The sequence below is a fragment of the Winogradskyella psychrotolerans RS-3 genome, from assembly GCF_000427335.1.
Lineage (GTDB): Bacteria > Bacteroidota > Bacteroidia > Flavobacteriales > Flavobacteriaceae > Winogradskyella > Winogradskyella psychrotolerans.
Genome location: NZ_ATMR01000088.1, coordinates 1 through 11734, shown reverse-complemented (window position 1 = coordinate 11734; position 11734 = coordinate 1). Strand labels below are relative to the sequence as shown.

At 34.7% G+C, this 11734-nt stretch carries 9 protein-coding genes; 3 read left to right on the top strand and 6 right to left on the bottom strand.

Annotated elements, in window-relative coordinates:
• Positions 1 to 473 precede the first annotated feature (473 nt).
• The 6 genes from ADIWIN_RS05910 to ADIWIN_RS05885 form a co-directional block, all read right to left on the bottom strand.
• Positions 474 to 1400 (bottom strand): NAD-dependent epimerase/dehydratase family protein, encoded by a 927-nt coding sequence (locus ADIWIN_RS05910; RefSeq protein ID WP_020897335.1) that lies wholly within the window; start codon positions 1398 to 1400, stop codon positions 474 to 476.
• Positions 1401 to 1462: 62 nt separating this feature from the next.
• A complete protein-coding gene (locus ADIWIN_RS05905) occupies positions 1463 to 2440 on the bottom strand; it encodes an SDR family oxidoreductase (RefSeq protein WP_020897334.1) in 978 nt (325 codons plus the stop codon).
• Positions 2440 to 3735 carry a nucleotide sugar dehydrogenase gene (locus ADIWIN_RS05900; RefSeq protein ID WP_020897333.1) on the bottom strand — a complete coding sequence of 432 codons (1296 nt, stop codon included), beginning with the start codon at positions 3733 to 3735 and terminating at the stop codon, positions 2440 to 2442. The genes ADIWIN_RS05905 and ADIWIN_RS05900 overlap by 1 nt, the downstream gene beginning before the upstream one ends.
• The gene (locus ADIWIN_RS05895) at positions 3732 to 4310 is read right to left on the bottom strand and encodes a sugar transferase (RefSeq protein ID WP_020897332.1); all 579 of its coding nucleotides are present in this window, start codon (positions 4308 to 4310) and stop codon (positions 3732 to 3734) included. The genes ADIWIN_RS05900 and ADIWIN_RS05895 overlap by 4 nt, the downstream gene beginning before the upstream one ends.
• 20 nt (positions 4311 to 4330) lie before the next feature.
• Complete coding sequence (locus tag ADIWIN_RS05890) at positions 4331 to 6808, bottom strand: polysaccharide biosynthesis tyrosine autokinase (RefSeq protein WP_020897331.1); 2478 nt, start codon at positions 6806 to 6808, stop codon at positions 4331 to 4333.
• A gap of 6 nt (positions 6809 to 6814) precedes the next feature.
• Positions 6815 to 7615 carry a polysaccharide biosynthesis/export family protein gene (locus ADIWIN_RS05885; protein ID WP_040756644.1) on the bottom strand — a complete coding sequence of 267 codons (801 nt, stop codon included), beginning with the start codon at positions 7613 to 7615 and terminating at the stop codon, positions 6815 to 6817.
• A 102-nt stretch (positions 7616 to 7717) separates the two neighbouring features.
• Between ADIWIN_RS05885 and ADIWIN_RS05880 the strand changes: the two genes are divergently transcribed.
• From ADIWIN_RS05880 to ADIWIN_RS05870, 3 genes are all read left to right on the top strand, one after another.
• Positions 7718 to 9580, top strand: a complete 1863-nt coding sequence (locus ADIWIN_RS05880) for an ABC-F family ATP-binding cassette domain-containing protein (protein ID WP_020897329.1) — start codon at positions 7718 to 7720, stop codon at positions 9578 to 9580.
• A 246-nt stretch (positions 9581 to 9826) separates the two neighbouring features.
• Positions 9827 to 10597 (top strand): O-methyltransferase, encoded by a 771-nt coding sequence (locus ADIWIN_RS05875; protein WP_020897328.1) that lies wholly within the window; start codon positions 9827 to 9829, stop codon positions 10595 to 10597.
• A gap of 169 nt (positions 10598 to 10766) precedes the next feature.
• Positions 10767 to 11456: an ABC transporter ATP-binding protein gene (locus ADIWIN_RS05870; RefSeq protein ID WP_020897327.1), complete on the top strand. Its 690-nt coding sequence runs from the start codon at positions 10767 to 10769 to the stop codon at positions 11454 to 11456.
• The last annotated feature ends 278 nt before the right edge of the window (positions 11457 to 11734 follow it).

Genomic DNA, 11734 nt, shown 5'->3' with positions numbered 1-11734 from the left:
AGGGTGAGTTAGGGGAACTATAGGGCTATTAACTCAATTTATAAATAGAGACTTAATTTATGGGCGATTTTTACTTGTTTTGGCGAGAATACATGATGGTTTTTGTAATATGAATATAATTCAAAACCCACCGTCTAAGCCTTCTTCGGCGGTTTAGCCACCTCCCTTTTCTAAAGGGAGGAGCGCATTGAGGAAAATAGGGTGCGTTAGGGGAACTACAAGATTATTGTTTTATGAATGGTTTTTATTTGTTTTGGTGAGAATGCATGATGGTTTTTGTAATATGAATATAATTCAAACCCACCGTCTAAGCCTTCTTCGGCGGCTTATCCACCTCACTTTTTCTAAAGGGAGGAGCACATTGTGGAAACTAATGACTAAATCTTGAATAATATAAATTAAGCTAAGATTAAGCCTGTTTTTTATTTAATATAGAGAGTGTAGTCTCCTGAAGGGGAGGAAAAAAGAAGTATCTATAAAGCCTTATAATACGCTATCATTTTTAAAATCCCTTCTTCTAAAGACACTAATTCACGTCCAAGTAAAGCCTTCATTTTAGTTATATCAGGACAACGACGCGTCATATCTCCTTCTTTTAAAGAAGGTAAGAACTTAATTTCAGATTTAGAGTTTGTTAGTTCTATAATCTTTTGAGCTAAATACAAAATGCTAACTTCATCTTCATTACCAATGTTAAGAACATCATTAACAAAAGCATTTTCATCTAAAGCTTTGATACAGGTATCTATATTATCATCGACATAACAAAATGAGCGCGTTTGTTCACCTTTTCCATAAATGGGAATGGGTTGATTGGTCATAGCCAACTTAATAAATCTCGGCATTACAAAATCGTTACTCTGTTGTGGTCCATATGTATTAAAAAATCTAAAAATGGTATAATCTAAATCGTATTCTTGCTGATACGCTTTTAAAAAAGCCTCTCCCACATTTTTAACTATAGCATAAGGTAATCTAGAATTTAATGGTGTCGTTTGTTCGTTTTGTGGAATTTCAAAAGGTTCTCCATACACTTCTGAAGAACTCGAATAAAAAATACGTTCGACACCTGAATTTTTAGATAATGACAGTACATTTTTTAGTCCTTCTATATCTTCTAAAACAACGATAGGGTGCTCTAAAGTACGTTCTACACCCACTACAGCTGCCAAATGAAATACATATTTAAATTTATAAGTCGCAAAAATAGAGATGATGTCGTAATAATTATTTACGTCTGCTTTAATAAATATAATATTATCTCTTATTGGAAGTTTTGATTTATCACCTGTAGACAAATTATCGATCACTACAACGGTAGTACTAGGTTTTTGCGCTAATTTTGAAGCTAAAGCACTTCCTAATTGTCCTGCACCGCCGGTGACTAAAATATTGGTCATTATATCAATTTTATATTAGAATTTTGTTTTTAAAATAGCATTAACCTAAATTATTTTTTGCTTTAATTAAAAGCATCCCAAGTGATTTTCAACCCCTCTCTTACGGTATATTTGGGCTTATAACCTAGAAGATTTTGTGCTTTGGAAATATCAGCAAGCGAATCTCTAACATCACCTTGTCTATTAGGTCCGTAGATAGCTTTTAATTCAGAATCCGCAGCAATGCGTAACGATTCCCATAAATAGTTAATAGTAATACGTTCTCCACAAGCCACATTAAAAACTTCATTTTTGGCCTCTATAGGCGCAAAAAAGCCTTTTACATTAGCTTGCACCACATTATCTATAAATGTGAAATCTCGAGTTTGCTCACCATCACCATTAATTTTCGGGGAGGCATTATCCTTAAGCGCTTGCATAAATAAAGGAATTACTGCTGCATAAGCCCCATCCGGACTTTGTTTTGGTCCGAATACATTAAAATAGCGTAAACCAATAACATCTGTATTATAAGTCGTACCAAATACATCTGCATATAATTCGTTGACGTATTTTGTTACGGCATATGGAGATAAGGGTTTTCCTATAATATCCTCTACTTTTGGTAAGGCTTGACTATCTCCATACGTTGAGCTAGACGCGGCATATACCATACGTTTTACTGTTGGACTATCTTTCAACGCAATCATCATATTTAAAAATCCAGAAATATTAACCTCGTTGGTTGTTGCGGGATCGTTAATAGAACGCGGCACCGAACCTAAAGCAGCTTGGTGAGAGACATAATCTATGCCCTCCATTGCGGTTTTACAAGTTTCTATGTCTCTAATATCACCTTCAATAAGTTCGAAAGCTGGGTTATCCATAAATTCCGTTAAGTTTTCACGATGACCATTAGAAAAGTCATCTAAAACGCGTACTTTTTTAGCCTTATACTTTAATAAGTATTCGGTGAGGTTAGAGCCAATGAAACCTCCCCCTCCAGTAATTAAAAAACTTAATTTGGATAGGTCTGTGGTATGATGTGGATTTGAATACATTATAATCTTGCGTCTATGGCATCTATAGGAAGTAATGATTTTACATCGAAAACAACACCTGTTTGTGATTTTAACTTCGTGATATCTAATTTTAAGAATTGGTTATGAGAAACCGCTAAAATTACCGCATCGTATTCAGAACTTAATTCATTGAAATCACAGATTAAGTCTAATTTATACTCATGCTTTACTTCTTCAGCAGAAGCCCAAGGATCATAAACATCGACATTAACATCGTATGTTTCTAATTCTTCAATGATATCAATAACTCTAGAGTTTCTAATATCCGGACAGTTTTCTTTAAATGTAATCCCTAAAACAAGAACTTTAGAACCTTTAATCGTGGCTCCTTTTTTAATCATCATTTTCACAGTTTCGGTAGCGACATAGCTTCCCATACTATCGTTCATCTTACGACCAGCTAAAATAATTTCAGGATTATAACCCGATTCAATAGCTTTTTGCGCCAAGTAGTAAGGATCGACTCCGATACAATGCCCACCAACTAAACCTGGTGAGAATTTTAAGAAGTTCCATTTGGTTCCTGCAGCTTCTAACACCGCTTTAGTATCAATATCTAAAAGTCTAAATATTTTAGACAACTCATTAACAAAAGCAATATTAATATCGCGTTGCGAATTCTCAATCACTTTTGCCGCTTCTGCCACCTTAATAGAAGGTGCCATGTGCGTACCTGCAGTAATGACTTTTTTATAAAGTTCATCAACTTTTATAGCTATTTCTGGCGTAGAACCAGAAGTTACTTTTAATATTTTGGTGACCGTATGTTCTTTATCACCCGGATTAATACGTTCTGGTGAATAACCTGCAAAGAAATCGGTATTATAAACTAAGCCTGACGCTTGTTCTAAAACAGGAATACAAATATCTTCAGTTGCACCAGGATACACTGTTGATTCATAAACCACGATATCATTTTTAGATAAAACCTTACCTACTGTTTCACTGGCCTTAATTAATGGAGTAAACACAGGTTTGTTTAAGGCATCGGTTGGTGTAGGTACTGTAATGATATAATAGTTAGTTACAGCTAATGCATCAACATCATCTGTAATATATAAACCTTTACTAGCATTTAAATCTGAAGTTAATACTGATTTTAAATGGTCGTTTTCAACTTCTAAGGTTTTATCAAGCCCTGTATTTAATTCACTGATGCGCTGTTTATTAATATCAAAACCAACAACAAAGAATTTTTTCGCAAACTCTACAGCAAGTGGCAAACCAACATAACCTAATCCAATTATTGCAATTTTATCTTCTGAACGATTCATTTGTTTAAAATAAGTCTCAAATCTAAGTAAAAACTATAATTCTGAACGTATTTTTTATTGATTTTCACCTTATCAACCCATATAATCGTTCTATTGTAGTGTTCTGGGTCTTTTTGAAGCTTTAGAAGCTGCTCTTCATCTCGGTATTTTAAGGTTGCGGGACCAGTAATTCCTGGTTTGACTTTTAAAACAATGCGGTCGTCTCCAGTTAATTCGTCTGCAAAACCTTGCAAATCAGGTCTCGGCCCAACCAAACTCATGTCTCCTATTAAGACATTATAAAGCTGAGGCAATTCATTTAATTTAGTTTGCCTTAAAAATCGCCCTACTAAAGAAGCACTGTCATCTAAATGCCCTAAGTTATGTGATCCGTCTGCTAAAGTTCGAATTTTATAAATCTTGAAAAGCTTACCGTATTGTCCAACACGATGCTGCGAATAGACTCCCCATTGTTTAGCATCTATTGTTGCAATTAAAACTAACAACACTATGGGACCAATTAATAAAGGCAAGCATAGCACAACAACGGAAACATCAAATATCCGTTTGATTTTCAGTTGCGTTTGTGTGATCAAAATTTTATGTTTAAAACCAATTATAGTCGTCTAAGGAAATCCTTCATCTTTTTGAATAAAGAATAGTTATCTTTTTCATGATAGCTATTACCATAAACCCCATAACCATAACCGTAGCCATAACCGTAGCCGTAACCATAACCGTAATTACTGTTATTTTTATGTCTGTAAAAGTTAAGAACAAAACTCACATTTTTCAGCTCACCTGAACGGTGTTTAGCATTTACCAATTGTAACATGCCTTTCTTGGTATAATCTAATCGTACCATAAAAATGGTCGCATCCGCATACTGTGTTAATTCTAAAGCATCCGTCACCAAACCTAAGGGGGGCGTATCTAAAATAATCATATCATACTCCTGCTTCAGTCGTGCGATTAGTTCTTTTAAATTACCACTCATTAATAACTCAGAAGGATTGGGTGGTATAGGCCCTGAGGTAATAATATCTAAATTTTCAATATGCGTGTGTGTTGTAATTTCTTCAAGTGTACCATCCCCTATCAAATAGTTCACCACACCTTTATCATTTGCAATATCGAAATCATCAAATATTTTTGGTTTACGTAAATCTAACCCTAATAAAATCGTCTTTTTTCCCGATAATGCATAAACGGTAGAAATATTAATAGACGTAAATGTTTTACCTTCTCCACTCACTGAAGACGTCACCATTAAAGTACTAGCCCTAGTTTCTGAAGAATGCTTTTTAAATATAAATTGTAAACTGGAACGTATCGCTCTAAAGGATTCTGCCACTGCAGATTTAGGTTTTTCATAAGCCACCAAATTATTCTTATAACGGTATTTCCCGACCAAACCTAAAATGGGGATTTTAGACATCCGTGTAATCTCATCGGATCCATGAATCGTATTATCTAGCAAATAGACTACAAAGATTAAGAACATTGGGGTAAAAAATCCTAGCATTAAACCCATCATATAATTCAAGGTCTTGTTAGGACCTATTAAACCGCCACCTATATCTTTAGCCTCATCAATAATACCAAGATCTGAGATATTTGCTGCTTTTACAATAGCAGCCTCACTCCGTTTAGCCAAGTAAATATCATAAGCTTCTTGACTCATATCTAATTGTCGCTGAATCTTTAAAAACTGCTGTTCATCTTCTGGCAAACCACTCAATTTAGACTCTAGATTAGCCACATTTCGATTTAAAGTACCTATACGCACTCCAATAGTTCTCTTTGTGGCATCAATAGTTTCAAGCAATACATTCTTTTCAGAATCAATACGTCGGTCTAGCTCTTTAAAAAGTCCAGAACTTTCTTTAGTCGTATACTCTAAGTTTTGACGCTCAGCAGCTAAAGCCACAATTTTGGAAACACCATTAAGCACATTACCTTCATCAATACCTACACTGGTTGGTGCTGCAATATTAGTATAATCCGTTTTTGTATTTAAATATACTTCAAGATTACTTAAATAATCGAGTTTAGATTCTTCTTCCTGTTTTGCTAGTTCAAATTGACGTAGTTCGTTAGAAATTTGCGCAATTTCTGCACTCACATCGAAGACTTTATTATCACTACGAAATTTATTCATCTCATTTGTAACTTCTTTGAGACTATTATTTACTGCTGCCAAACTACTATCAATAAATTTAATCGTATTGGTAGCATACAAATTCTTGCGCTCTAACTCTGTCTTACTTAAAATCTCAGACGTCGCATTGAGGTAATCTACAATTTTAGCCTTGTTATGTCCTGCCAATTGTAGTCTTAAAATATTTGAAGACGATTCTGAAAAGGTACCAATAGCTATATCTGTTTTATACTTGTTTACTAATCCATCAAAATCACTAAACTGAATAAAATATTCCGCCCCTGGCTTTACGGACTGCTCAGGTTTAAAGACTAACTGCCCATTAAGAAAAGGCAAATTAATTGTGGCTCCGCTTTTAAATCTTTTCACAAAATCTTTTGTAGGAACAGAGATTCCCTCCTTTGACTTATCACCGTACTTTTGTGCTGTTGCCTTAGCTCCTTCGAAGGCTGTAAAAATCTCAAATTCAGTAGCGTTTATAAATCGAATACCAACAGGATAATTAAGAACCTGCCCTTTGGATTTGTCAATTATAAATTTGAAAGGAGCGTCTTTATAAATATCAATTTTTCGATACTTACTCTCCTCTAAATAGTCCATATAATATTGAAGCGAATCGACTACCTTTTCATTATGACTCCGAGTTTTTATCGCAGTCATTATTTTACCGACTTTACCTGAAACTCCTCCCCAATTAAAGGATATACTTGTGTTTGCCGTAAAAAAAGGATTTTGATCGTTATCTATAGAAATTAAAGAATCTAAGCGGTAAACATTTTGTTTTCTAGCATTAATAAAGTAGGCGATCATCAGTGCTGCACCTATACAAATAAGCACAAATTTCCACAAGTTTAATACTTTAAACAGAAATCCTCTAAAATCAAAACTTATTCCTTGTGAATCTTGATCTTCTATCTCATCGTAATCTCTCATATGTAATTATAGTCTTGAAAAAAGTAATACGCCAGTAGTCAATAACGAAAGTATAGATGCTATCGTAGCAATACTAGAAAAGGCCGTTTCCCCAGTCCCTAATGATTTCTGAACCAAAGGCTTTACATAAATAATATCATTGGGTTGTATATAATAATATGGAGACTGCATTACTCTTATATCTGTTAAATCTAAATGATGTATTTTCTGACCTTGAGGATATTGTCTAATAATTAAAACATCCTTTTTATTTCCTGTCACTGGAATTTCTCCAACATTAGCAATGGCTTCAAATATATTGACCCGATCTGTAAACAAGACCTGACTTCCCGGCGAACCGACTTCACCATTCGCTGTATAACGTAATCCCGCCAATTTTACCGTGACAAAAATATTAGCGGTTTCTTTAAATTGTTCCTCAAGCAGCTTCTGTTCTATGGCTTTTTCAATTTCCTCTGTGGTAAATCCTAAGACATTGATATAACCAAGTGTTGGTATTCTTACATTCCCATGTACATCTACAGTAAAACCATCAAAAAAAGCACGTTCGGCGCTACTCGCATTTAAATTCCCATCTCCTGCTGGATTTAAAATAGATACCGTTTCTTGGTCTAACGCCTTAACACGTATATTCAATATATCATTAACTTGAACACGATAAGGCTTCTGAATTTCAACAAGATTATTAGGAATAGTATCATTGATAGCACCCTCCTTAACTTGCAAATAAACAGTGTCTTTATGAGGGATACAAGACGATACAACAACACAACTCAGAACAATAATTAAAAGCCTAATATGCTTCATAAATACAATGGATCTTTGGACACAAATATAATGTATCAACACTAATATCAAAACTAATACGTTTCTTTTTGGTTTATTTCCGTTCTTTGCAAAAAAAACACCTTGAATTACCTAAACGTAGAAAATATATCAAAATCTTTTGGAGAGCTAGTGCTCTTTAAAAATTTGTCTTTCAGTATCCATAAAGATCAGAAAATAGCTTTTGTAGCCAAAAACGGGAGCGGAAAAACATCCATCCTTAAAATGTTAGCAGGAAAGGACACTCCTGATGATGGACAAATAGTCGCTAGAAAAGGATTGCGTTTAGCCTTTTTAGACCAAGAACCTGATTTAGATCCTAACCTTACACTCGAAGAAACCATCTTTGCTTCAGACATCCCAGTTTTAAAAATTATTGAAGCTTACGAACAAGCTTTAAAGAATCCAGAAGATGCCGATGCCTATCAAAAAGCTTTTGAAGGTATGGATCGCTATAACGCGTGGGAATTTGAAACACAATACCAACAAACCTTATCGCAATTAAAATTAGACGACCTTTCTTTGAAAGTTAACACACTTTCTGGTGGACAGAAAAAGCGTTTAGCATTAGCACAAGCACTTTTAAGCAAACCTGATATTTTAATTCTCGATGAGCCTACCAACCACCTAGATTTAGAAATGATCGAATGGTTAGAAGAGTATTTCGCTAAAACCCAACAAACACTTTTTATGGTAACGCACGACCGTTACTTCTTAGAACGTGTTTGTAATGAAATTATAGAGTTAGATCATGGCGAATTACACACCTATAAAGGAAATTATTCATACTATTTAGAAAAGAAAGAAGCTCGAATAGAGAATCAAGCTACCGAAGTTGGGAAAGCCAAACAACTCTTTAAAAAAGAACTCGAATGGATGCGTCGCCAACCTAAAGCACGTACCACAAAATCTAAAAGTAGAATTGATGATTTCTCTGAAATAAAATCAAAAGCACACCAACGTCGTAACGATCATACGATCGAATTGGATATTAATATGGAACGTCTAGGGAGTAAAATCATAGAGTTTCATAAAGTCTCAAAAGCATTTAAAGATAAAACGATTTTAAACGAATTTGAGTACACCTTTAAAAAAGGTGAACGTATTGGAATCATTGGAAAAAACGGAACCGGAAAGTCTACGTTTTTAAATCTTTTAACCCAAAGTGCTCAGCCAGATAGCGGTAAAGTTGTTTTGGGTGAAACCGTTAAGATTGGCTATTATACACAGGGAGGTATTAAAGCCAAACCTAACCAAAAAGTTATTGATGTTATTAAAGAATTTGGCGAGTATATTCCACTAGCCAAAGGCCGACAAATTAACGCACAACAACTACTAGAAAAGTTTTTATTCGACAGAAAAAAGCAATGGGATTTTGTTGAAAAACTAAGTGGTGGTGAACAAAAACGATTGTATTTGTGTACCGTTTTAATTCAAAACCCGAATGTTTTAATTTTGGATGAGCCGACCAACGATTTAGATATCGTGACTTTAAATGTTCTTGAAGATTTCTTAATGGATTTCCCAGGAGTATTATTAGTGGTATCTCACGACCGTTATTTTATGGATAAGATTGTAGATCACATGTTTGTCTTTAGAGGAGAAGGTGTTGTTGATGATTTTCCAGGAAATTATTCCGATTTTAGAGCCTATGACGAAAGTCAGCCCAAACAAATTGAAGTCGTAGAAAAAGTTGTTGACACCAAAGCTGAAAAGCAAAACGAAGCCAATAAATTAGATTACAACGAACAAAAGGAATACAAAAACTTAGCCTCTAAAATAAGATCTTTAGAATTAGATAAAACCGAATTAGAAGCCAAATTTCACAATCCTGAATTAAGTCAAGACCAAATCAGTAAACTTTCAGAAAAATTGCAAGTGGTTATTGATACGATTGAAGAAAAAGAAATGCGTTGGTTTGAATTAGCTGAAAAGCTCGAAGGTTAGATGGTTAGATGGTTAGATGGTTAGATGGTTAGATGGTTAGAAAAGTATCAGTTTAAGGTCACAGAAAACAACTAAGCGCTGTAATTAAATAATACTTACCAATAAACACGAAGTTTATAAATCAATCTCCGTAGCCCCAAAACTATGAAACTCTGAAACCCTGAGACTTCGAAACTATGAAACTCTGAGACTTTGAAACTCTGAGACTTTGAAACTTTGAAACTCTGAAACTCTGAAACTAATAAAGTGTACCAAGCAAAAGCATACATAAAATTCCTTTCAAAAGCCACCAATCAACATGGTGTCCACTCCCCTTTTGTCTATAATTTTGTAACCAAATGCCTATATGATAAAACCAACCATGACGCCTATGCTAAACTCAAACTTTATAAAAAAGCCTTAGAAAACTCAAACACCATTTTAGATATTACAGATTTAGGTGAAGGCTCAAAGGTTTTAGACGCTAACCAACGAAAGGTTAGTAAAATGGCAAAAACGTCTAGCAGTTCTAAAAAAGACTCAGAACTCTTATATAGACTTTCAAAATACTTCGAGTTTCAGCGCATTTTAGAATTAGGCACGTCTTTGGGCATGGGAACCTATGCACTGGCATTAGTAAATAATTCTTCAAAAATCACGACCATAGAAGGCTGCTTAAACACCTCAACATTTGCGCAATCCCAATTCACAAAGCTCAACATAAACAATATTGAATTTGAAGTTGGAAATTTTACTAATAAAATCCCTGATTTAAAACACAACAGCTTCGATTTCATCTTCTTCGATGGCCACCACAATAAAGAAGCTACCATTCAATATTTTGAAGCCTTATTACCTACCGTTCATAATGACTCTGTTTTTGTCTTTGATGATATTTATTGGTCAAAGGGCATGACGGAAGCATGGGACTATATTAAAAATCACAATGCAGTAACGGTCACGGTAGATTGTTTCAATTTGGGTTTTGTGTTTTTTAGAAAAGAGCAAGCAAAAGAACATTTTAAAATTAGAATGTAACAAGTCAACAAGTTTTGCGTCTTATTAAATAAATCACTGCAAAATCTTTTATCTTGCAGGTAGATTTACAACCTATATCGTATGTCAGGTTGAGCGCAGTCGAAACCAAATAAAATGTTACTTTTAATACCTTTCGACTGCGCTCAAGGTGACAAAAAAATATAAAATTATGAGCGGCAACGTCATCGAAATTAGAAACATCATTAGAGATTTTAAATTAGGACAAGAAATTGTTCATGTCCTAAAAGGCATTGATTTAGACATTAAGCGTGGCGAATATGTGGCCATCATGGGACCATCTGGTTCTGGAAAATCGACACTAATGAATTTATTAGGGTGTTTAGACACACCTACTGCAGGCTCTTACAATTTAAACGGAAATGACGTAAGCCAAATGTCAGATGACGAACTCGCAGACATTAGAAATACAGAAATCGGATTCGTTTTTCAAACCTTCAACCTACTACCAAGAACTACGGCATTGGATAATGTGGCTTTACCTATGGTCTATGCCGGATTCTCAAAAAAAGACCGTATCGCACGTGCTACAGAAGTTTTAACTGATGTTGGACTAGCAGACCGAATGGATCACAAACCCAATCAACTTTCAGGTGGACAAAGGCAACGTGTTGCTGTTGGTAGAGCTTTAGTTAACAAACCATCAATCATCTTAGCCGATGAGCCGACAGGTAACTTAGATTCTAAAACAGGAATAGAAATCATGAAACTCTTTGGTGATATTCACGCAGCAGGAAACACTGTAATTATGGTAACCCACGAAGAAGAAATTGCAGCACATGCCAACCGTGTTATTCGATTACGCGATGGTGTTATTGAGAGTGATACGTTTAATCAGTAAAATAGTCTTCAGTTGGCAGTTTTCAGTTGGCAGTTACTTTTGGCCTTTAGCCTTTAGCCTTTAGCCTTTAGCCCAAATTAGTCATTCGTAACCAAAAACTCTATTCTCTTTAATCTTGATTCTTCAATTTTAGCCTTTAGCCTTTAGCCTTTAGCCTTTAGCCTTTAGCCTTTAGCCTTTAGCCTTTAGCCTTTAGCCTAAATTAGTCATTCCTAACTAAAAACTCTATTCTCATTAATCTTTAATCTTGTATCTTGATTCTTGATTCTTGCATCCTA